This window comes from Vreelandella songnenensis, assembly GCF_003002925.1.
GTDB lineage: Bacteria > Pseudomonadota > Gammaproteobacteria > Pseudomonadales > Halomonadaceae > Vreelandella > Vreelandella songnenensis.
Genome location: NZ_PVTK01000004.1, coordinates 194716 through 216648, shown reverse-complemented (window position 1 = coordinate 216648; position 21933 = coordinate 194716). Strand labels below are relative to the sequence as shown.

The window sequence follows — 21933 nt, the reverse complement described above, 5'->3', positions numbered from 1 at the left end:
CCTCCTAGATGACCGACGGCAGCCAGGTGGCAAGACCCGGGAACAGCGCCAGCGCCAGCAACATCGCCAGCTGCATGAGAATGAACGGAACGACGCCACGGTAGATGGCCGAGGTAGGCACGTTCTGCGGCGTGACGCCGCGCAGATAGAAGAGCGCAAACCCGAACGGCGGCGTCAAAAACGAGGTTTGCAGGTTGACGGCGATCATGATGCCGAGCCAGATGGGGTCAAGCCCCATGGCAAGCAGCACCGGGCCGACAATCGGCACCACCACAAAGGTGATCTCGATAAAGTCGAGAATGAAGCCAAGCAGGAAGATCACCAGCATGACGACAAGCGTGGCTCCGACAACGCCGCCCGGCATTCCCTCGAACAGGTGGGTGACCAGCTCTTCACCGCCAAACGCCCGGAATACCAGCGAAAACAGCGCCGCACCAATCAGGATCAAAAATACCATGCTGGTGACCTGAGCGGTGGAGCGCACGACATCGCGCAGCATGGTGAAGCTTAGCCGCCGATTGGCCGCCGCCAGCAGCAGCGCGCCGAACGCTCCCACTGCCGAGGCCTCAGTGGGCGTGGCAAAGCCGCCCAGAATCGAGCCCAGCACGGCCACGATCAGCAGGACCGGCGGCAAGAGCCCCTTCAACAGCAGCGGCCAGACGCTGCCGGTATGGCCCAACTCCTGCATCAGCGCGTCACGGTCCGCCGCCGGGGCCGCGCTGGGTTTCAGCCACGCCACCATGAGCAGATAGATGATATAGGCCACCACCAGCAGCAGGCCGGGTATCAGCGCGCCGATAAACAGATCCCCCACGGAGAGCGTCTTGGGACTCCATGAGCCCATGGCAAGCTGGGCCTGCTGGTAGGCGTTGTTAAGCACGTCCCCCAGCAGCACCAGGGCGATGGAGGGCGGAATGATCTGGCCAAGTGTCCCCGTGGCGCAGATGGTGCCGGTCGCAAGCGCTGGCGAGTAGCCACGCTTGAGCATGGTGGGCAGGGAAAGCAGGCCCATGGTCACTACCGTGGCCCCCACGATGCCGGTCGACGCCGCCAGCAGCATGCCTACCAGCACCACGGCAATGCCCAGGCCGCCGCGCAGGGCGCCAAACGCCATGGTCATTGCATCCAGCAGGGTTTCCGCTACCCGCGACTTCTCGAGCAGGACCCCCATCAGCACGAACAGGGGCACCGCCAGCAGGGTGTTGTTGGTCATGATGCCGTAGATGCGGTTGGGCATGGAGCTCATCCAGCGCGCCTCGAAGTGCACCGGAACGCCCAGCGACTGCAGCAGAAAACCTAGTCCGGCAAAAGCCAGCGCCGTCCCGGCCAGCGAAAGCGCTACCGGATAGCCCAGCATCAAGACACCGCATACCGTGGCAAACAGTACCAGCGGCATACCTTCCATTAGAATCGCCAGCACTAGATGATCTCCTCGTGTACAGGGGCACAACCGGATAACTTGCCCCGGATAATCAGCACCTGACGGATCATCTGGGCTACCGCCTGGATCAGCAGCAGAGCGACCATCGCCAGTATCAGGGACTTGAGCAGGTAAACCGCCGGAATGCCGCCATCCCCCGAGCGCTCCATGATCGCCCAACTGGTCATTACATAATGAAAGCTTGAGATGGCAATGAAGGAGACCACGGGGATCAGCAGAAACAGCGTGCCCAGCAGGTCGATCCAGGCACGGCCTTTATCCGACATCTTGCGGTAGAAGATATCGACTCGCACATGCCCATCGTGACGCAGCGTCCATCCGGCGCCCAGCATGAACACGGCGGCGTGCATGTACATCACGGATTCCTGCATCACGATGCTGTTGATACCGAAGGCATAGCGCAGCACGACGATGGCAAACTGGACGACCATCATGATGACCACCAGCCAGGCAATGGCCCGGCCCACTCCCTCGGTCACGCAGTCGAGCCAGCGGAGCAAGCGCGGCTCATGGGCATTGGCGAGCATGTTAAATGTCCTGGAGAAAGAAAACGGCCCAGAATCATCGCTGATTCTGGGCCGAACGTCATCCCCCAAGCCCGCTTGTGCGACCTTTTATTGCCGCTAAGCGACTCAGGAAGCCGAAGGCGTTGCCTTTTCAATGGCTAACAGGCAGGCCGCCGGCAGCGGTAAATCCACCGCGATCGGTAGATGGTCGGAAAACAGATGGTCCATCACCCGAACCTCGGCGGCTTCAAGGGTCTGCGAGAGCAGAATATGATCGAGCGCACGCCGCGGCTGCCAGGACGGATAGCTGAGCAGCGGCTTGACCGGGTGCAGCGGCAGTGAGGTGCTGAAACGCTCATGAGCATGCAACTGATCCGGGGTACAGTTGAGATCCCCCATCACTACCACGTGGCGCAGCGGCTCGATGATATCGCTTAAATAGTTGAGCTGACGTACCCGGCCCCGGTGGCTAAGCGCCAGATGCGCTACAAAGACATGCAGCGCGTCCGGGCCATTGCCAAAGCGTACGTGAATGGCCCCGCGCCCCGGCAGCGTGCCGGGCAGGCGGTGCTCTTCGATCTTGGTGGGCACCAGGCGTGAAAGCAGCCCGTTGCTGTGCTGGGCAACATGGCCCAGGTTGCGGTTCAACTGCTTGAAGTAGTGGGGGAACCCGGCCTTGGCCGCGAGGTACTCAACCTGATTGATGCGCCCGGTGCGAAAGCTGCCACCGTCGGCCTCCTGAAGCCCCACCACGTCAAACTGACCCAGCACGTCACCCATGATGTCCAGGCGCTTGACCCGCTGTGGATGAGGCAAGAAGTGCTGCCAGCTACGGGTCACGTAGTGGTGATAAGCAGATGTCTGTATACCTACCTGCAAGTTGAACGTCAGCAGGCGAAGATGCCCCCGTTCGCGCAGAGGCAATGGCCCGGATCCCTGGTTCATCGCTGTCGTATCGACCATCTGCTTGTCACCTGATTCCTTGGTTGCTTACCCTTCCTGGGCACGTTCCTCGCGTACACGTTCAATCAGTGCTTCCGCTACTTGAGGCATGTTTTCAAGGCTGCCGGCGGTGCTGGGCGTAATCACGAAGCGACCATCGACCACCAGTGCCGGTACGCCCATCAGGCGCATTTCGCGCATGCGGCTGTTGGCCTTGTTGACTTCACTGCGCACGGTGAAAGAGGTCAGGGCCTTTTTCGCTTCCTCTTCACTCACGCCATAGTTGGCAAAGAATTCGGCGATCTCGTCGGCATCGACCAGTTTACGGCCGTCCTGATGGATCGCGTCAAAGAAATCGGCGTGCAGGTCTTCTTCGATACCCAGCGACTCTGCGGCATAGAAGGCAGCGGCGTGAGTGTTCCAGTTGCCGCCCATGGTGGCCGGCATGTGCACAACGCTTACGTCATCTTCAAGGGTTTCGTACCACTCGCTGACCGGGGTTTGCAGGCGGTAGCAGTGCGGGCAGCCGAACCAGAACACCTCGGTCACTTCGATCTGATCATCATCCACCTGGGTCGCGACCGGCGCCTCAAGCAGCGTGTAGTCCTGGCCTTCGACCAATTCCTGAGCACTGACGGCAGCAGACAGGCCCAGACCGGCCATCGCAACCATTAACGTTTTGAACATAGCGACAATTCTCCAAGGGGTAAGCGCAAGCTGAGACTGTTGATAACGCTATCAGGTTCCCTCACGTTAGGAAACAGAGCGATGCGGCGCGGCGCGCCTTTCTAACGCAAACTTAGTGTAATCCGAATAGGTATTCGGCCACGGCTTGGCGGTCTTCGGCACTGAGCTTGGCAGCGATAGTGTTCATGCTGCCACTCGGGTCGTTGGTGCGCTCGCCGGAGGCAAAAGCACGCAGCGCCGCGGCGGTGTAAGCCGGATACTGCCCGGAAAGCGCCGGGTAAACGGCGCTGTCGATACCGGCGCCAGTGGGGGTATGACAGGCACTGCACGCAGGAATGCCAAGCTCGGCGTCACCCGCCCGGTAGAGCGCTTCACCGCGGGCAATCAGGGCTGCGTCATCAAGACTGACCTGTCCCAGGTTAGCCTCTTGGCCGGCGTAGTAGGCGGCCACATCCAGGGTATCCTGGTCGGAAAAGCCATCGACCATGCCCATCATCTGCGGCACTACGCGCTCGCCGTCACGAATATCCCTGATCTGCTTGGCAAGATAGGAGGCCTGCTGGCCGGCCAGATGAGGAAAGGCACTGACCGGGCTGATACCGGCCTGGCCGTGACAGGCCGCACAGGTCTGCGCACGCTGCTCGCCGGCGGCGGCGTCCAAAAGCAGCTGATCATCCGCCTGGGCGTAGGCCACGCTCCACGCCATCAACATGGCCATCAGGCCTGGCAGCACTACTCTCATGGCAACTCGCTTGCAGTTAAGGGTGAATGACGTTAAGCAGCGCCCCTCGCGCGGCGGTGTTACACTAGCGCCCCAGATCACGGGTAGTAGCGCTCTCAACGCACCGTTTGACCCGACTGACGGGGTAATTCGTCGCAGCGCGGCGTGCCATGTCATTATACGCGTGGTTAACGCAGACTGTTCTATAGGTTCGATTCAGGATTCTTTCCATGTCCACCCTCCAAGATAGCCCCGTCCCTCGGCTCAACTATCCTACCGCCAGCTTTATCATCAGCGCGCCCACGCTTGCCACCTGCCCGGATGACACCGGCGCTGAAGTGGCGTTTGCCGGGCGTTCGAATGCGGGCAAATCCAGCGCCATCAATGCGCTGACCCAGCAAAAGGCGCTGGCCCGCACCTCGCGCACGCCTGGCCGCACCCAGTTGATCAACTTCTTCAGCGTGATGAACGACGACGCACGCCGCCTGGTCGATCTGCCCGGCTACGGCTACGCCAAGGTGCCCGAAGCGGTCAAGCTGGAGTGGCAGCAGCATCTTTCGGACTACCTGCGCGGCCGTTTCAGCCTGCGCGGTCTGGTGCTGCTGATGGACGTTCGCCATCCGCTTACCGAATTCGACCAGATGATGCTCAGCTATGCCGACACGCGCAACATGCCGGTGCATATCCTGCTGACCAAGTCCGACAAGCTCAAGAAGGGCCCGGCGAGCGCGGCGTTGCAAAAGGTGCGCTCACGGCTGAAAGAGTGGGAAGACCTGGTGTCGGTCCAGCTGTTCTCATCGCTCAAGCGCGACGGCGTCGACACGCTTTCACACAAGCTTGACCAGTGGCTGCACACGCCTGAGTCCGAGTAAGAAAATTAGCCGTTCAGCCGCTCAAGCACGCCCGGCAGTTCCTTGATATGCGCAATACGGTGCACCCGGGGCGGCAGCGCCTGTTCGCTATCGTTTGAGATCCACACGGCTAGCATGCCCAGCTCCTGGGCCGGCAGTATGTCTTCCGCCCAGGAATCACCCACGTGCATGGCGCACTCCGGTGCCACGTCCATTTTGGCCAAGGCGGTCAAAAAAGGCGTGTGGTCCGGCTTGGGAGCCAACAGCTCGCCGGCGGCAATGGCCACCGGAAAATAGGCCGCCAGAGGCTGGCGCTTCAAATGGATATTGCCGTTGGTAATGGCCGCCAGCTGGTAACGCTCCCCCAGAGCCGCGAGCAGCCCCGCCGCTTCCGGATGAGGCGTTACCTGCACGCGCAGGCGATGAAACTCGTTCATGGCCGCCGCCGCCCACAGGATGGCCGCACTGCGCGGCAGGCCTTCGGCTTCCAGCTGGGCTTCCAGGGCACGCAGACGCAGCCAGGTGAAGTCGCCGCGCCGCTCGGGCACGTCCTTGGCAAACTGCTGGCGGCGCGCCAGGTAGTCCTGCAATCCCGCTTCATACCCCAGCGCCAGCGGCGCCTCCTGACGGGTGGCGCGCCACATGCCAAGCGCTTCAAGCAGCCACGCGTAGTGGCCCTCTTCCGTGCGCAGCATGACACCGTGGTTGTCCCACAGTGTATCGTCGAGATCAAAGGTGATGGCTTGCAGTGCAGTCATGATTTGCTCCGGGGGCCGCGTTTGGCGCGAGGGTGGGCGGCATCGTAGCTGGTGGCCAGGTGCTGCCAGTCCAGCCGTGTGTATACCTGGGTGGTCGAAAGATTGGCGTGGCCTAAAAGCTCCTGCACCGCGCGCAGATCCTGGCTGGATTCGAGCAGGTGGCTGGCGAAGGAGTGGCGCAGCCGGTGCGGGTGCAGATGCTCCGGCAGCCCGCGGGTGATCGAGAGCTGCGCCAGGCGCTTCTGAATCGCCCGGTGGCCAAGGCGCGCGCCCTGCTGGCCGACAAACAGCGCAATTTCCCCCTCTTTCGCCATGCCGGCCCGGCAGGTCAGCCACTCGGCCAGCGCCTGCTGGGCGCGGCGGCCCACCGGTACCTGGCGCGGCTTGCTGCCCTTGCCGATGACCCGCACGCGGCTTGTCTGCAGGTCGTGAAGATCAAGCGCGGCAAGCTCCGCCAGGCGCAGCCCGCTGGAGTAGAAAAGCTCCAGCATGGCCTGGTCGCGCACCGCCAGCGGCGAGCCGTCGTGGGGGCTGTCCAGAAAGCGTGCCAGGGCATCGACATCCACCGGGCGCGGCAGGTGGCTGGGCTGCTTGGGCGTGCGCAGAAGCCCGACCGGGTTATCCGCCAGAATGTTCTGCCTTACGAGATAGTCGGCAAAGCGGGAAAGCGCGGCCCGGCGGCGGGCCAGGCTGCGCGCGCCCAGCCCGCGGCTGCGCTCGGTACCCAGGAAGGTGCGCAACAGCGCCGTATCCAGCGCCGCCGGGTCGCCTACCTCGCGCTGTTCGGCGAACCGGCACAGGGCGCTCAGGTCCTGCCGGTACGCCGCCACGGTAGCTGGGCTTGCATGACGGGCGAGCGCGTCGAGATAGCCTGCCACCGAAGCCGTCAGCGCCGATTCAGCCATGCGCTTCCAGACGAATCAACAGCCGCGCCACGATATCGCCCAGGTACTCGGTAAACAGCGTATCCATGCTGGCACGATAGCTTTCCGGGTTGGGGCTGGCAAGCAGCAGATAGCCCAGCGACTCTCCAGCCGAAAGCCGCGAAATGGCGCAGGAGCCCGCCTTGCGCGGAGGCTTGGTGTGCGGCAGCAGGCATTTCCAGTCGCTGACGCTCAGCTTGGCACAGCGGCTGGTCTTGCCGTCCAGCAGGGCAGCCAGCCGGGCGCTGGCGTGCTGGTCGAGCACATGGCGCGGCGGCTGGGGCAGCGCCGGCTCGCTGTCGCTGAGCGTGGCCGGGCACCACAGCGCCATGGCCGGGGTATCAAAGCGCTCGTTCAACTGCGTGGCCAGTGCCTGGGCCAGCGCGTCCCGGGTATCGGCCTCGACCAGCGCCAGCAGGGTTTCACGCAGGCGCCGGTACTGGGCTTCGTTGTGGCGCGCGGTTTCCAGCAGATGCTCAAGGCGGTCTTCGGCGGTTTCCGCCCGCTGACGCAGGTCCAGCACCAGCCTTTCCAGCAGCGAGACGGCGCCGTCGATATGCGGGTGGGGAACCTTTAGCTGCTGCAGCAGCCCTTCGCGGCCTACAAAAAAATCGGGATGACGGGCAAGCCAAAATGCTACCTGGTCTGGATCGAGCGTCTTGCGCGGTTCAGGGGCTTGAGACATCACCGTACTCCTTGAATCAGTTGAGCGCGACGCGACCGTCATAGACGCGCGTGGCGGGGCCGACCATGACCAGCGACGCTTCGGGGTCGGGCCATTCGATGGTCAGCTCGCCGCCGGGTAGTTGGACGCTGACCGGGCTTTTCAAAAGCCCTTGGCGGATGCCGCTGGCCACGGCGGCGCAGGCGCCGGTGCCGCAGGCAAGCGTTTCGCCGCTGCCGCGCTCGAACACCCGCAGGCGAATCCGGTTGGGCGAGAGCACCTGCATGAAGCCCACGTTGACCCGCTTGGGAAACCGCGGATGCGCTTCCACCAGCGGGCCCAGGCGCTCGACAGGAGCCTGCTCGACGCTCTCAACCTGCATTACCGCGTGCGGGTTGCCCATGGAGACCACGCCCACTTCAAGCATTTCACCGTCCACTTCAAGCGCGTGCAGCGGCTGGTCGCCCTCGGCGTCAAAGGGCAGTGCCGCCGGGCTGAAGCGCGGCCGCCCCATGTCCACGCGCACCAGACCGTCGTGCTGTACGTGCAGCACCAGCGGGCCGCCGGCAGTTTCCACGTGAATCTCGTGCTTGTGGGTCAGGCGCTGGTCGCGGACAAAGCGCGCAAAACAGCGCGCCCCGTTACCGCAGTTCTCCACTTCGCTGCCGTCGGCGTTGTAGATACGGTAGCGAAAGTCCATTTCCGGCTCGCGGGGCGGCTCGACGATCAACAGCTGGTCAAAGCCGATGCCGAAGCGGCGGTCGGCCAGCTGGCGAATCTGCTCTTCGCGCAGCCGGGCGCGCTGGGTAACCAGGTCCACGACCATGAAGTCGTTGCCGAGACCGTGCATCTTGGTGAAATGCAAAAGCATCAGCGTGCTCCTTCGGGCAGCAGCGCTTCACCGGCCCACAGGCTCTGCACGGTTTCCCGGGCGCGCACCACGTGGCAGGTGTCGCCATCCACCATCAGCTCGGCGGGGCGTGGGCGGCTGTTGTAGTTCGAGGCCATCACGAACCCGTAAGCCCCCGCCGAACGTACCGCCAGAAGATCTCCCTCGGCAATCGCCAGCTCACGCTCCTTGCCCAGAAAGTCGCCGGTTTCACACACCGGTCCAACCACGTCGTACGTGGCGCTCGAACGCGCGCTGCGCGTATCCACCGGCACGATGGCCTGCCACGCCTGGTACAGCGCCGGGCGGATCAGGTCGTTCATGGCCGCATCGACAATCGCGAAGTTCTTGGTTTCGCCGGGCTTGAGGAACTCGACCCGGGTCAGCATCACGCCCGCATTGGCGGCAATCGAGCGGCCGGGCTCGAACAGCAGCGTCAGCTTCTCGCCACCTTCCCAGCGCGACAGGCGCGTCAAGAGCTTGCTGGCGTAATCGAAGGGCTGCGGGGGTGTTTCATCGCGGTAGGTAACCCCCAAACCGCCGCCCAGATCCAGATGGTCGATCTCGATACCGCGTTCGCGCAGACGCTCCATCAGCACCAGCAGGCGCTCCAGGGCATCCAGAAACGGCGCGCTTTCTGTCAGCTGCGAGCCGATATGGCAATCCATCCCGGTCACGCGCAGGTTGGGAAGGCTGGCGGCAAGGGCGTAGACATCCAGCGCATCATCCACGGCGATGCCGAACTTGTTGTCCTTGAGCCCGGTGGAGATATACGGATGGGTGCCCGCGTCGACATCCGGATTCACGCGCAGCGACACCGGGGCCACCTTGCCAAGCTCACCCGCCACCGCGTTCAGGCGCTCAAGCTCCGGGCGCGACTCCACGTTGAAGCACTTGATACCCACCTCAAGCGCGCGGGCCATCTCATGGGGCTGCTTGGCAACGCCTGAGAACACCACCTTGGCGGGGTCGCCGCCGGCGGCCAGCACGCGCTCGAGCTCACCCACCGAGACGATATCGAACCCGGCGCCCAGGCGGGCCAGCAGCCCCAGCACCGCCAGGTTCGAGTTGGCCTTTACCGCGTAACAAATCAGGTGCGGGTGGCTGCCCAGGGCTTCGGTATAGGCGCGAAAGTGGCGCTCGAACGTTGCCCGGGAGTAGACGTAACAAGGCGTGCCGTGCTCTTCGGCAATCTGCGAGAGCGGCACGTCTTCGGCGTAAAGCACGCCGTCGCGATAGTTGAAGTAATCCATGAACCTGTCTCCTGCAGCCGCTTACCCAGCCTGTTCGGTAGCGCCGTCTTGGGGCGCACTATCCTCGGGCATGTACAGCGGGCCCTTCTGGCCACAGCCGGCGATGAATAGCGCGATGAGCACGATAACTGCCAGCGCCTTCATGCGCGCACCTCAAGGGCACCCAGCGCCTCGCGTGCCCGCTGGGCGGCGGCACGCACCTGATCCGGCGCGGTACCGCCGATATGGTTACGCGCGGCCACCGAACCCTCGAGGGTCAAGACGTCAAACACGTCCTGCTCGATGATCGTCGAGAACTGCTGAAGCTCTTCCAGACTCATTTCCGACAGATCTTTCCTGGACTTGAGACCGTAGGCCACCGACTGGCCGACAATCTCGTGGGCATCGCGGAAGGCCACGCCTTTGCGAACCAGGTAGTCGGCCAGATCGGTCGCGGTCGAGAACCCGCGCCGCGCCGCTTCATACATGCTGTCCTTCTTCGGCTCGATGGCGGGCACCATGTCGGCAAAGGCTTTCAGGCAGTCGCGCACCGTATCCACGGCGTCGAACAGCGGCTCCTTGTCTTCCTGGTTATCCTTGTTGTAGGCCAGCGGCTGGGATTTCATCAGCGTCAGAAGGCCCATCAGATGACCATAGACCCGGCCGGTCTTGCCGCGCACCAGCTCCGGCACGTCGGGATTTTTCTTCTGCGGCATGATCGAGGAGCCGGTGCAGAAGCGGTCAGGCAGATCGATGAAGTCGAACTGGGCGCTGGTCCACAGCACAAGCTCTTCGCTCATGCGCGACAGGTGCATCATCAGGATGCTGGCGAAGCTGGTGAATTCGATCGCGAAGTCGCGATCCGACACCGCGTCCAGCGAGTTTTCCGCCGGGCGGTCAAAGCCCAGAAGCTCGGCGGTCACGTGGCGGTCGATCGGGTAAGTGGTGCCGGCAAGGGCCGCGGCGCCCAGCGGCAGCACGTTGACGCGCTTGCGACAGTCAAGCAAACGCTCGTGGTCGCGGGCGAGCATTTCCTGCCAGGCCAGCAGATGATGGCCAAAAGTCACCGGCTGGGCGGTCTGCAGGTGGGTAAAGCCCGGCATGATGGTGTCGGCTTCGCGGTCGGCAAGTTCGATCATGCCTTCACGCAGACGCTTTAACTCCACCTCGATGACGTCGATCTCGTCGCGCATGAACAGGCGAATGTCGGTGGCCACCTGATCATTACGCGAACGCCCGGTGTGAAGCTTCTTGCCAGTGATGCCGATCTTGTCGGTCAGGCGCGCCTCGATGTTCATGTGCACGTCTTCAAGAGGCACCGACCAGTTGAATTCGCCGCGCTCGATCTCGCCCTGAATCTCGGTCAGGCCATTGATGATGGCGTCACGCTCGTCGTCGGTAAGCACGCCCACGCGGGCAAGCATGGTGGCATGGGCAATCGAGCCCTGAATATCCTGACGCGCGAAGCGCTGGTCGAAGGTGACAGACGCGGTAAAACGCGCCACAAAGGCATCGGTGGGCTCGCTGAAGCGACCGCCCCAGGACTGATTCGTAGCTTGGCTCATCGGAGGCATATCCTGCTGACAAAAACAAAAGAGTCGTTGACGGAAAGTGTAACAGAGTCATTGCCCTGATTGCTTGAGTTCAAAGGGCACGGCGCTTTTCGCCCGATGGCGTTTAAACCGCCTGGCGCTTATCTTAAATAAAGCGGCTGATTTTTACTGTGTGGCCGGGTGCTTTATGATGAGACACATCATAGCTTGACGCGCCGCGTCAGCGGCAAAGGGAGAATAACGTGTCAACCATCACCAAACTGCGTATCGCCACGCGCAAGAGCCAGCTGGCCATGTGGCAGGCCGAACACGTTCGCGACCGCCTGATGGCCGCGCACGAAGGTCTGGAAGTCGAGCTGGTGGCGCTCTCCACCAAGGGCGACAAGATTCTTGATACCCCGCTTTCCAAGATTGGCGGCAAGGGTCTGTTCGTCAAGGAGTTGGAAGACGCCATGCTGGACGGCCGCGCGGACATCGCCGTGCACTCCATGAAGGATGTGCCGATGCTGTTTCCCGAGGGCCTGGGGCTTTCGGTGATTCTGGAAGGCGCCGACCCGACCGATGCTTTCGTATCCAACCACTACAAAAGCGTCGATGAGTTGCCTGAAGGCGCCAAGATCGGCACCGCCAGTTTGCGTCGCGGGCTGCAGTTGCGTGAAATCCGCCCGGACCTTGAAATTCTCAACCTGCGCGGCAACGTTCAGACCCGCCTGGGCAAGCTGGACGACGGCGAATTCGATGCCATCATTCTGGCGACCTCTGGCCTGAAACGCCTGGGCCTGGATGCGCGCATCGCCCAGGCGCTGCCCCCGGAAGTGTGCCTGCCCGCCTGTGGTCAGGGCGCGCTGGGAATCGAGTGCCGCCTGCATGACCCGGAACTGATCGGCCTGCTGGCACCGCTGGACGACCCGGACACCGCCACCCGCGTGCGCGCCGAGCGCGCCATGAACACACGCCTTGAAGGCGGCTGCCAGGTACCGATTGCCGGCTTTGCCGTGCTCGACAAGGCCAATGAGACGATCTGGCTGCGCGGGCTGGTAGGCAACCCCGAAGGCACGGAAGTGCTGCGCGCCGAAGGCCGCGGCTCGATTCACGAGCCCGAAGCGCTGGGTATCCGTATCGCCGAAGAGCTGCTTGATCAGGGCGCGGGCGATATCCTGGCCGAGGTGTACGGCAACAACGTATGACGCAGCCGGTTCTGATCTGCCGGCCCGGCGCGCGCGGTGATGCGCTGGCAAGCCTTCTGCGCAGCGGCGGCGCCGAGGTCGAGGCGCTTGACGTCATGGCCCTTGAAGCCTTGCCGGAAGATTCGGCTACACGCAGTGTGTGGCTGAATATTGATCAGTACGACAAGATCGTGGTCATCAGCCCTTTCGCGGCCGAGTGTCTGAGCGAGGCGCTGGACCGCTACTGGCCGCAATTGCCGGTGGGGATTGATTATTACAGCGTGGGGAGCGCCACAGCGAGCATACTGTTTGACCAGTTGGGCGTGCGGGTGCGCATCCCCCCTGCCGCTTCTTTAAAGGCCAGCGCTGAAAGTGAGCGCGGCGAGAATACCAGCGAAGCACTGCTGACGCTTGCCTCGCTCAAGAACGTTTCCCACCAGCGGATACTGCTGGTGGCCGGTGAAGGCGGTCGCACGCTGCTGGCCGACACGCTGGCAGAGCGCGGCGCCATGGTGACGCGCCTTGCCGTTTATCGGCGCGTCTTCAGCCCGCCGTCTGCTGCCATGCAGGCGCGGTTGAGAGCAGGTGATTACCGCGCGTTAATCGTCACCAGCGGCGAACTGCTTGAACATCTGGCAAAATGGTGTGATCAGGCAGCGTTGAACCAACCGCTAATCGTTTCCAGTCACCGTTTAGCTACACTGGCCGGTACACTGGGTTTTAGTGACCTCAAGGTGGCGTCGGGAGCAACGCCGGCTGCACTGGCAGCCACGTTGGAAAGGTCCTGTAACCCTAAGGGTGCCGATGTCGATCAAGGAACTTCATTAAGGGCTAGCGACAGATGAGCAAACAACCAAACGACCAGGAAGGCGTACAAAAGTCGTCCGCCGATGCGCCTCAGGACAGCATCAAGCCGAACGACGCTGCCGCGCCAGCCTCTCCTACACCACCTGCCAGCACGGCAGACGCCAGCAAGGTAGAGAGCAGCACGCCAAGCGGTACTGACGCTCAGCCTGCAAGCACGGCGGCCAAAAACGGCCGCTCCCGGCGGCGCGGCAAGGGCGGCAGTCAGAGTCAGGCCGCGGCGAACTCGACGGCTTCTGGCTCGACTACCCCCAGCGGCACCGCGTCTGCCAGCACGGCCACACCCGGCGTAGCGACGCCCGGCGCAGCGACGTCCGGTACCGCCAAGCCCTCCGCCGCCAGCACTGCGCCAAGCGCGGCACCAGCTTCCAAATCCACGCCTTCCGGCAGCGGCAACAACGCACCGCCCACTCCACCCTCAGGCAGTGGCGGCAAGCGCAGCGGCGGCAAGGGTGGCCTGCTGGCACTGATTCTGGTCGTGCTGCTGGCCATCGCGCTGGTGATCGTCGCCTGGCAGGGCTGGCAGCGCCTGGATAGCCAGCAGCAGCGTATCAACGAGCTGAGCCAGCAGGCAGAAAACAGCGCCACCCAGCAAACCGTCAGCGACCTTCAGTCACGGATTGAAAGCAGCGAAAGCGAACGTGACCAGGCGCTGGAAAGCACCCTGGATGAACTGCGCGGCGAACTCGACAGCTACCGCAGCGACGTCAACAGCACGCTCGATGACGTGCTCGCCCAGCTCTCCCAGGCTCAGGACACCGACGACCGCGACTGGCTGCACGCCGAAGCCGCCTATCTGCTGCGCCTGGCCAACCAGCGCCTGCAGCTTGAAGGCGACGTGGAAGGCGCCGCGGCCCTGCTGCGCACCGCTGATGCCCGTCTGGCCGATGCCGACAACCCGGCCCTGACCTCGGTACGTCGCGAAATCGCCAGCGAGCTTGCCGCCCTTGACGGCGTGCCACGCGTCGACCGCACCGGCCTTTACCTGGCGCTCAACGCGCAGCAGGAGCGTGTGGCCGGCCTGCGACTTTCCCAGGAAGTCGAAGAGCGTGCGGTCACGTCAGGCATCGAACAGCCGCCTACCGGCACCTTCCAGCGCCAGCTGGCCCGCTTTGGCGAAGAGCTGAAGGATCTGGTGGTGATTCGTCATCACGATGAAGCCATGGAAACCCTGGTGACCCCGGAGCAGGAGTCTTACCTGCGTCAGAGCCTGCGCCTGATTCTCGAGCAGGCTCAGCTTGCCCTGCTCAAGGAAGAGCAGCCGTTGTATGAAGCCAGCATCGACAAGGCGCTGGAACTGCTCAACGGCTACTACGACCTTGAGCGCGACGCGACCCAGAGTGTGATCGAGCGTCTGCAGGAGCTCAAGCAGGCCGAAATCGAGCCCGAGCTTCCGGATATCAGCGCGTCCCAGCAGGCCATGGCCAGCTTCATCGAAAACCGCTTCCGGTCGCGCCAGCAAGATGACGAAGAGGGAGGTGACGCATGAGAAAGCTCATCCTCCTGCTGGTAGCGGGTCTTGCCGTCGGTGCCCTGTTCGGGCACCTGATGATGTCGGTGCCCGGTTACTGGCTGATTCGGGTAGGCGATACCTCGATCCAGACCTCCTTCTGGTTTGGCCTGATCCTTCTGCTGGCGGCGTTCATCGTGGTGCATTTTGCCCTGCGCCTGCTCAGCGGCATCATTCGCCCGGTGGGCCGCTTTCGTACCTGGAACGGCCGCGCTCGTAACCGCCGCGCCATGAAGCGTACCGTGCGCGGTCTGGTCGCGCTGACCGAAGGGCGCTGGAAAAAGGCCGAAAAGACCCTGGTACATGCAGCCGACGATTCCAGCACGCCGCTGGTCAACTATCTGTCAGCTGCGCTGGCCGCTCACTATCAGGGCAATCACGAAAAATCCCAGGAGCACCTGAACCAGGCCCAGCTCAGCACCGAAGGCGCCGATACCGCCATTGGCCTGATGCAGGCGCAGTTGATGATCGACCGCCAGCAGCCCGAAGAGGCACTGGCGATCCTCAATCGTCTGGACAAGAAGCTTAACGACCATCCGCAGGTACTGAAGCTGCTCAAGCAGGTGCATCTGAGCGTCAACGACTGGGAAGGCCTGCGCTGGCTACTGCCGCGCTTGGCGGCCCAGAAGCTGATTGCCCCGCAGGAGCGCGAGCAGCTCGAGTTCAAGGCGTACCGCGAACTGATCCTGTTCGAAGCCAAGAACCCCAGCAACATCGAACGGGTTCGCAGCCTCTGGGCAGACATGCCGGAGTATCTGCGCGGCAACACCGAGCTGATCGTGCTGTACACCGATGCATTGCTTCAGGCCAACGAGGAAACCATTGCCGAGCGCCTGCTCAACCACTCGCTGGACCATCACTGGGACGCACGTCTGGTGAAGCGCTACGGCCTTTTGAACGTGAACGCCGGCCGCCAGCTGGCGAAAGCCGAAAAGTGGCTGCAGGAACGCCCCAACGACCCGGAACTCCTGTTGACCTGCGGGCGTCTTTCGCTTCGTACCGGCAAGTGGGAAAAGGCCCTGGAGTACTTCGAGGCCAGCCAGCGTCAGCGCCCCAGCGGCGAAGTGTGCGCCGAGCTTGCCCGCCTTTACGCAAGCCTTGGCGAGCACAACAAGAGCCAGCTCTACTACCGCCACAGTGTGGACATGCTGGCCAAGTCACTGCCTTCGCTGCCCCAGCCAAGCGATGCCAGCGACAGTCAGACACCAGGCACGAAAACGGGCAAGAAGCGCGCCTAGTGTTTAACGCAAGCCACGCAAAAGGCGCCCCCTGTGGGCGCCTTTTTCATGAATACCCCATGCACCTTACACATGAGGTGGCGGTGATGCGGCCTTCAGAGACTGCTGCTCAGCTTCCGTGGGTAGAGGCAGCTCGGACGTACAGTGCCCGCACCGGGTCGCCTTGATCGGCACGGTCATGAAGCAGTAAGGGCAGGCCTTCTCGACCGGGCTCTTGGGCGCCTCCACCTCTTCACGCTTCAAGCGGTTGATGGTTCTTACCAGCATGAAGACCACAAACGCCACGATGGTAAAGCTTACGACGGCATTCAGGAATAATCCAAGGTTCAGCGTGACCGCACCGTCCGCCTGAGCCGCGGCAAGCGTTGGGTAAGGTCCGGATGTCATCCCTTCACGCAGCACGACAAACAGGTTGGAGAAATCGATTCCCCCCACCAGCAGGCCGATCACCGGGTTCATGACGTCTCTGACAAGGCTTTGCACGATAAGCGTAAAAGCGCCGCCAATGATAATCCCCACCGCCATATCGATGACGTTACCTTTAACGGCAAACTCGCGAAACTCCTTAAAAAACTTGGCCATCAGCTTTTCCTTTCATTTGCTTAGCTTATTAGCATATAACGTTTTTAAACGTAAAGCCTTTCGGTTCAATGACTTAAAGAAACACCGCAATACCGTGAAACAAGTGTTTCAAAAACCACCGCCGGCGATCTTAACGCCTGCTTAATGACACTCCAGGCGACCTTCAATGTTCCATTAACGACATACATTGAATTGCTTTTCAGATTGCTTTGTCAGTATAAGTGTCATTCGTGCCAATATGCAGACAGGCAGAGAGTATTTAGCGCAGGGATTAGAACAAACGCCAGCGACGTAAAAAGATAATAAAAAGAAAACCAATGACGTTCAGGTGATAGAGGTAAAGACCATGACACCAGATCAAGTAAAAAACACACCCCCAGCAGGTCACTCCAACGTACCGCAAACCCTCGGTTTTCTGCTGTTGGACAACTTCACCCTGATCTCCCTGGCATCAGCGATTGAACCACTGCGCATGGCCAACCAGCTGGCCGGTCGCGAGCTTTATCGCTGGTACACCCTGACCCAGGATGGCGCTCCGGTGCGCGCCAGCGACGGTTTGCACGTAACGCCCGACGCTTCCATGCACGCACCGCTATCGCTGGACTGGGTCATCGTATGCGGCGGCGTAGCCCCTCAGCATAGCGTCAGCCGTGAGCATCTCCACTGGCTGCAGGCGCAGTCGCGCCAGCTGCGCCGCCTGGGCGCCATCTGTACCGGCAGCTGGGCACTCGGGCAGGCCGGCCTGTTGGATCATTACGAAACCAGCATTCACTGGGAGTGCCTGGCGTCGATTCAGGAAGCGTTCCCCAAGATCGTGCTGACCACGCGGCTTTTTTCCATCGACCGCGACCGGTTTACCGCCTCGGGCGGTACGGCGCCTTTGGACATGATGCTCAATCTGATCGCCCACGATCACGGCAAGGAGCTTTCGGCGGGCATTTCCGAGATGTTCATCTACGAGCGCATGCGTAACGAGCAGGATCAGCAGCGCGTACCGCTCAAGCACGTGCTGGGCACCACCCAGCCCAAGCTGCTGGAAATCGTGGCACTGATGGAGTCCAATCTGGAAGAGCCTCTGGAACTCGATGAGCTGGCAAGCTATGTGGACGTTTCCCGGCGCCAGCTGGAGCGACTGTTTCAGCGCTACCTGCACTGCTCGCCCTCACGCTACTACCTGAAGCTCAGGTTGGTACGCGCGCGTCAGCTCCTGAAGCAGACCTCGCTCTCCATCATCGAGATCGCCTCGGTGTGCGGCTTCGTCTCCACACCGCACTTTTCCAAATGCTACCGCGAATGCTTTGGCATTCCCCCGCGCGATGAGCGCCTGGGGATCCATACGCGTCAGAAGCACTCGGAAAAATCGCCCCCGCTGCTGAAACGCTGGGGCGTCGAGCCTGTCAGCAGCGAGCCTGCCTCAAGTGCCCTGCTGGCGCTCGCCTACGCCCAGGGCGAGCCCACCTTTGCAAGCGTGCCACTGCTCACCTGACGATGTTCAAGCGTCAGGCTATTTAGTGCCGATACAAGAGCTGCCTCAAAGGCAGCTCTTTTTCTTTTGTACCGCTTAATGCGGCCCCTCGCCATATTGCCCACAGGCGCTTTTCCCAGGATGACGCTTTTGGAATTTCCGTCGTCGTTTCCAAGCGCAGACCGACACCACCTCGGCGCTATGCTCCTCACATAAACAATTCCGGAGCCTCGCTATGACCCCTGCTGAATTACACCAAGACGCCATCGTCATCGACGGTCTGATCATCGCCAAATGGAACCGCGAGCTTCTGGAAGACATGCGCCGGGGCGGTTTGACCGCTGCCAACTGCACCGTCTCGGTCTGGGAGGGGTTCAAGGCAACGGTGGACAATATCGTCGCGTCCAACAAGCTGATGGACGAGTGCAGCGATCTGGTCCGCCCGGTACGCACCACGCGTGATATCACCCGGGCCAAGGAAGAGGGCAAGACCGGCATCATCTTCGGCTTCCAGAACGCCCACGCCTTCGAAGACCAGATCGGCTACGTCGAGATCTTCAAGCAGCTGGGCGTGGGCATCGTGCAGATGTGCTACAACACCCAGAACCTGGTGGGTACCGGCTGCTACGAGCGTGACGGCGGGCTATCGGGCTTTGGCCGCGAGATCGTCGCCGAGATGAACCGCGTTGGCATGCTGTGCGACCTTTCCCACGTGGGCGCCAAGACGTCAGAAGAGGTCATTCTCGAATCCAAGAAGCCGGTGTGCTACTCCCACTGCCTGCCGTCAGGCCTCAAGGAGCACCCGCGCAACAAGTCCGATGCAGAGCTCAAGTTCATCGCCGACCACGGCGGCTTTGTCGGCGTGACCATGTTCACCCCGTTTCTCAAGAAGGGCGTGGACTCGACCATCGACGACTACTGCGAAGCCATCGAGTACATCATGAACATCGTCGGCGAGGACGCCATCGGCATCGGCACCGACTTCACCCAGGGCCATGACCAGAACTTCTTCGAGTGGCTGACCCACGACAAGGGCTACGCCCGCCGCCTGACCAGCTTCGGCAAGATCATCAACCCGGAAGGCATCCGTACCATCGGCGAATTCCCCAACCTGACCGAGGCGCTCTTGAAGCGCGGCATGAGCGAGTCCCAGGTGCGAAAGATCATGGGCGAGAACTGGGTGCGCACGCTGAAGGATGTATGGGGCGAATAAGCGCCCTGCCCCAGAGGCTTTTGCACCTGTTTTTTAAAACTTGTTCTTGAAAACTATTGTTGAACAACTATAAGCGCAAGGAATACGACCGTGACCACGACCGCCCCCGAACTCCCGATCAACGTCGACAGCGAAACCGGTATCTGGACGACCGACGCGCTGCCGATGCTGTACGTACCACGCCACTTTTTCGTCAACAACCACATGGCCGTCGAGGAAGCCCTCGGCGCGGAAAAATACGCCGAGATTCTCTACCACGCCGGCTACAAGAGCGCCTGGCACTGGTGCGAGAAAGAGGCCGAGCTCCACGGGCTTGAAGGCGTGGATGTATTCGAGCACTACATGAAGCGCCTTTCCCAGCGCGGCTGGGGGCTGTTCATCACTGAAGAGATCGACCTCGACGCCGGTACCGCCCGCGTACGCCTTGAGCACAGCGCGTTCGTTTATCAGATGGGCAAGGTGAACCGCAAGATCGAGTACATGTTCACCGGCTGGTTCGCCGGCGCCATGGATCAGATTCTGGCGGCACGCGGAAGCGAGATGCGCACGGTCGCCGAACAGACCCAAAGCGGCGCTGAAGAGGGCTGTGAGCACGGCCTGTTTGTTGTCACGCCCAAGCACTGAGGAGCGTCGCCATGGCATTCGAAGCACTGTTCAAGCCGATCCAGATCGGCAGCCAGACCATCCGCAATCGCGTGGTCAGCACGGCGCATGCCGAGGTGTACGCCACCGACGGCGGCATGACCACCGAGCGCTACGTCAAATACTACGAAGAGAAGGCCAAGGGCGGCTGCGGGCTGTGCATCTGCGGCGGTTCGTCGATCGTCTCCATCGACAGCCCCCAGGGCTGGTGGAGTTCGGTCAACCTCTCGACCGACCGCATCATTCCGCACTTCCAGAACCTGGCGGATGCCGTGCACAAGCACGGCGGCAAGATCATGATCCAGATTACCCACATGGGCCGCCGCTCACGCTGGGATGGGCATGACTGGTCGACGCTGGTGTCGCCGTCGGGTATCCGCGAGCCGGTGCACCGCTCGACCTGCAAGACCATCGAGGTCGAAGAAATTCACCGCATCATCTACGACTTCACCCAGGCCGCGCGCCGGGCGAAGGAGGGCGGCCTGGACGGCGTGGAGCTTTCCGCCGTGCACCAGCACCTGATCGACCAGTTCTGGAGCCCGCGGGTCAACAAGCGTACCGATGAATGGGGCGGCAGCTTCGAAAACCGCATGCGCTTCGGCATGGAGGTACTCAAGGCGGTGCGCGCCGAGGTGGGCGACGACTTCGTGGTGGGCATGCGCATCACCGGCGACGAGTTCCATCCGGACGGCCTGACCCACGAGGACATGAAGCAGATCGCCGCCTACTACGACGCCACCGGCATGGTCGATTACTTCGGCGTGGTGGGTTCGGGCTGCGATACCCACAATACGCTTGCCAACGTCATTCCCAACATGTCGTTTCCGCCGGAGCCCTTCCTGCACCTGGCCTCGGGCATCAAGGAAGTGGTCAACGTGCCGGTCATTCACGCCCAGAACATCAAGGACCCCAACCAGGCCCAGCGTATTCTGGAAGGCGGCTACGTGGACCTGGTCGGCATGACCCGCGCCCACATTGCCGACCCGCACCTGATCGCCAAGATCAAGATGGGCCAGATCGACCAGATCAAGCAGTGTGTCGGCGCCAACTACTGCATCGACCGCCAGTATCAGGGCCTGGACGTGCTGTGCATCCAGAATGCCGCGACCTCTCGCGAGTACATGGGCCTGCCGCACATCATCGAAAAAAGCGAAGGCCCCAAACGCAAGGTGGTCGTGGTGGGTGGTGGCCCGGCGGGCATGGAAGCCGCCAGGGTGTGCGCCGAACGCGGCCACGAAGTGACGCTGTTCGAAGCCAACGAGCAGATCGGCGGCCAGATCACCATCGCCTCGAAAGCGCCCCAACGCGACCAGATTGCCGGTATCACGCGCTGGTATCAGCTGGAGCTCAACCGTCTCGAGGTGGATCAGCGCCTGGGTACCCGTGCCGACGAGGCAACCATCCAGGACCTGCGCCCGGACGTGGTGATTCTGGCCACCGGCGGCCAGCCGTTTCTCACCCAGGTGCCGGAGTGGGGCTATGACGCGGATACCGACAAGAGCCTGGTGGTCAGCACCTGGGACATCCTCGAAGGCCGCGTGGCGCCGGGCAAGAACGTGCTGATCTTCGACACCATCTGCGAGTTCTCCGGCGTATCCGCGGCGGATTACCTGGCCGACAAGGGCTCTCGGGTCGAGATCGTCACCGACGATATCAAGCCGGGCGCGGCGGTGGGCGGCACCACTTTCCCCACCTACTACCGCAGCCTGTACGAGAAAGAGGTGATCATGACCTCGGATCTTGCCCTGCACAAGGTGTACCGGGAAGGCGATTCATTAGTGGCGGTGCTCGAGAACGAGTACACCGGCGCGCTTGAAGAGCGGGTGGTGGATCAGGTGGTGGTGGAAAACGGCGTGCGTCCGGATGAAGCCCTCTATTACAGCCTCAAGGAGCGTTCGCGCAACAAGGGCCAGACCGATATCGAGGCGCTCTACGCGATCAAGCCTCAGCCCTGCCTGACGGACGGGGGCGAGGGGTTTGCCCTGTTCCGCCTGGGCGACTGCACCGCGCCACGCAATACGCACGCCGCCATCTATGACGCGCTGCGGCTTTGCAAGGACTTCTGACAATAACGCTGTAAGCTGAA

General features: G+C 62.2%; 22 protein-coding genes. 9 read left to right on the top strand and 13 right to left on the bottom strand.

Translation table 11 applies throughout. The features are described 5' to 3' along the window. Nucleotides 1-4 precede the first annotated feature (4 nt). The 5 genes from B0H98_RS09005 to B0H98_RS08985 all read right to left on the bottom strand — a co-directional run bounded on the left by B0H98_RS09005 (nucleotide 5) and on the right by B0H98_RS08985 (nucleotide 4318). A complete protein-coding gene (locus B0H98_RS09005) occupies nucleotides 5-1420 on the bottom strand; it encodes a TRAP transporter large permease (protein WP_106374735.1) in 1416 nt (471 codons plus the stop codon). Continuing rightward, nucleotides 1420-1968, bottom strand: coding sequence for a TRAP transporter small permease subunit (locus tag B0H98_RS09000; RefSeq protein WP_106374734.1), 549 nt, complete (start codon nucleotides 1966-1968; stop codon nucleotides 1420-1422). Before B0H98_RS09000 ends, B0H98_RS09005 begins: the two co-directional genes overlap by 1 nt. A 105-nt stretch (nucleotides 1969-2073) precedes the next feature. Then, the gene (locus B0H98_RS08995; RefSeq protein WP_106374733.1) at nucleotides 2074-2910 is read right to left on the bottom strand and encodes an endonuclease/exonuclease/phosphatase family protein; all 837 of its coding nucleotides are present in this window, start codon (nucleotides 2908-2910) and stop codon (nucleotides 2074-2076) included. Between the two features lie 27 nt (nucleotides 2911-2937). After that, on the bottom strand, nucleotides 2938-3576 hold the full coding sequence (locus B0H98_RS08990; protein ID WP_106374732.1) for a thiol:disulfide interchange protein DsbA/DsbL: 639 nt from the start codon (nucleotides 3574-3576) through the stop codon (nucleotides 2938-2940). A 112-nt stretch (nucleotides 3577-3688) separates the two neighbouring features. After that, nucleotides 3689-4318: a c-type cytochrome gene (locus B0H98_RS08985; protein WP_106374731.1), complete on the bottom strand. Its 630-nt coding sequence runs from the start codon at nucleotides 4316-4318 to the stop codon at nucleotides 3689-3691. Between the two features lie 209 nt (nucleotides 4319-4527). On the opposite strand from B0H98_RS08985, the gene yihA reads away from it, so the two are divergent. Beyond that, nucleotides 4528-5169 (top strand): ribosome biogenesis GTP-binding protein YihA/YsxC, encoded by a 642-nt coding sequence (gene yihA / locus B0H98_RS08980; RefSeq protein ID WP_106374730.1) that lies wholly within the window; start codon nucleotides 4528-4530, stop codon nucleotides 5167-5169. 5 nt (nucleotides 5170-5174) lie between these two features. Here the strand turns inward: yihA and B0H98_RS08975 are convergent, their stop codons facing one another. The 7 genes from B0H98_RS08975 to argH are packed head-to-tail and all read right to left on the bottom strand — an operon-like array spanning nucleotide 5175 to nucleotide 11179. Further along, nucleotides 5175-5906, bottom strand: a complete 732-nt coding sequence (locus B0H98_RS08975; protein ID WP_106374729.1) for an HAD family hydrolase — start codon at nucleotides 5904-5906, stop codon at nucleotides 5175-5177. Then, nucleotides 5903-6811, bottom strand: coding sequence for a tyrosine recombinase XerC (locus tag B0H98_RS08970; RefSeq protein ID WP_106374728.1), 909 nt, complete (start codon nucleotides 6809-6811; stop codon nucleotides 5903-5905). Before B0H98_RS08970 ends, B0H98_RS08975 begins: the two co-directional genes overlap by 4 nt. Continuing rightward, on the bottom strand, nucleotides 6804-7514 hold the full coding sequence (locus tag B0H98_RS08965) for a DUF484 family protein (protein WP_106374727.1): 711 nt from the start codon (nucleotides 7512-7514) through the stop codon (nucleotides 6804-6806). Before B0H98_RS08965 ends, B0H98_RS08970 begins: the two co-directional genes overlap by 8 nt. 16 nt (nucleotides 7515-7530) lie before the next feature. After that, nucleotides 7531-8364 carry a diaminopimelate epimerase gene (gene dapF / locus B0H98_RS08960; protein ID WP_106374726.1) on the bottom strand — a complete coding sequence of 278 codons (834 nt, stop codon included), beginning with the start codon at nucleotides 8362-8364 and terminating at the stop codon, nucleotides 7531-7533. Then, nucleotides 8364-9635 carry a diaminopimelate decarboxylase gene (gene lysA / locus B0H98_RS08955; RefSeq protein WP_106374725.1) on the bottom strand — a complete coding sequence of 424 codons (1272 nt, stop codon included), beginning with the start codon at nucleotides 9633-9635 and terminating at the stop codon, nucleotides 8364-8366. The genes dapF and lysA overlap by 1 nt, the downstream gene beginning before the upstream one ends. Nucleotides 9636-9656: 21 nt before the next feature. Beyond that, on the bottom strand, nucleotides 9657-9779 hold the full coding sequence (lptM, locus tag B0H98_RS08950) for an LPS translocon maturation chaperone LptM (RefSeq protein ID WP_106374724.1): 123 nt from the start codon (nucleotides 9777-9779) through the stop codon (nucleotides 9657-9659). Beyond that, on the bottom strand, nucleotides 9776-11179 hold the full coding sequence (argH, locus tag B0H98_RS08945; RefSeq protein ID WP_106374723.1) for an argininosuccinate lyase: 1404 nt from the start codon (nucleotides 11177-11179) through the stop codon (nucleotides 9776-9778). Before argH ends, lptM begins: the two co-directional genes overlap by 4 nt. Nucleotides 11180-11409: 230 nt before the next feature. On the opposite strand from argH, the gene hemC reads away from it, so the two are divergent. From hemC to B0H98_RS08925, 4 genes are read left to right on the top strand one after another with little or no spacing between them, the layout of a single operon-like run. Further along, complete coding sequence (gene hemC, locus B0H98_RS08940; protein ID WP_106374722.1) at nucleotides 11410-12354, top strand: hydroxymethylbilane synthase; 945 nt, start codon at nucleotides 11410-11412, stop codon at nucleotides 12352-12354. Next, nucleotides 12351-13178 carry a uroporphyrinogen-III synthase gene (locus B0H98_RS08935; protein WP_106374721.1) on the top strand — a complete coding sequence of 276 codons (828 nt, stop codon included), beginning with the start codon at nucleotides 12351-12353 and terminating at the stop codon, nucleotides 13176-13178. Before hemC ends, B0H98_RS08935 begins: the two co-directional genes overlap by 4 nt. Next, complete coding sequence (locus tag B0H98_RS08930) at nucleotides 13175-14686, top strand: uroporphyrinogen-III C-methyltransferase (protein ID WP_106374720.1); 1512 nt, start codon at nucleotides 13175-13177, stop codon at nucleotides 14684-14686. The genes B0H98_RS08935 and B0H98_RS08930 overlap by 4 nt, the downstream gene beginning before the upstream one ends. Continuing rightward, the gene (locus B0H98_RS08925) at nucleotides 14683-15945 is read left to right on the top strand and encodes a heme biosynthesis HemY N-terminal domain-containing protein (protein WP_106374719.1); all 1263 of its coding nucleotides are present in this window, start codon (nucleotides 14683-14685) and stop codon (nucleotides 15943-15945) included. Before B0H98_RS08930 ends, B0H98_RS08925 begins: the two co-directional genes overlap by 4 nt. Before the next feature lie 66 nt (nucleotides 15946-16011). Here the strand turns inward: B0H98_RS08925 and mscL are convergent, their stop codons facing one another. After that, on the bottom strand, nucleotides 16012-16527 hold the full coding sequence (gene mscL, locus B0H98_RS08920; RefSeq protein WP_106374718.1) for a large-conductance mechanosensitive channel protein MscL: 516 nt from the start codon (nucleotides 16525-16527) through the stop codon (nucleotides 16012-16014). 346 nt (nucleotides 16528-16873) lie between these two features. On the opposite strand from mscL, the gene gbdR reads away from it, so the two are divergent. From gbdR to dgcA, 4 genes are all read left to right on the top strand, one after another. Further along, nucleotides 16874-18013, top strand: coding sequence for a choline metabolism transcriptional regulator GbdR (gbdR, locus tag B0H98_RS08915; protein WP_106374717.1), 1140 nt, complete (start codon nucleotides 16874-16876; stop codon nucleotides 18011-18013). Nucleotides 18014-18227: 214 nt separating this feature from the next. Continuing rightward, nucleotides 18228-19205 carry a dipeptidase gene (locus B0H98_RS08910; protein ID WP_106374716.1) on the top strand — a complete coding sequence of 326 codons (978 nt, stop codon included), beginning with the start codon at nucleotides 18228-18230 and terminating at the stop codon, nucleotides 19203-19205. A 90-nt stretch (nucleotides 19206-19295) separates the two neighbouring features. Further along, nucleotides 19296-19829, top strand: coding sequence for a 4-vinyl reductase (locus B0H98_RS08905; protein WP_106374715.1), 534 nt, complete (start codon nucleotides 19296-19298; stop codon nucleotides 19827-19829). 11 nt (nucleotides 19830-19840) lie between these two features. Further along, on the top strand, nucleotides 19841-21913 hold the full coding sequence (gene dgcA, locus B0H98_RS08900; protein WP_106374714.1) for a dimethylglycine demethylation protein DgcA: 2073 nt from the start codon (nucleotides 19841-19843) through the stop codon (nucleotides 21911-21913). The last annotated feature ends 20 nt before the right edge of the window (nucleotides 21914-21933 follow it).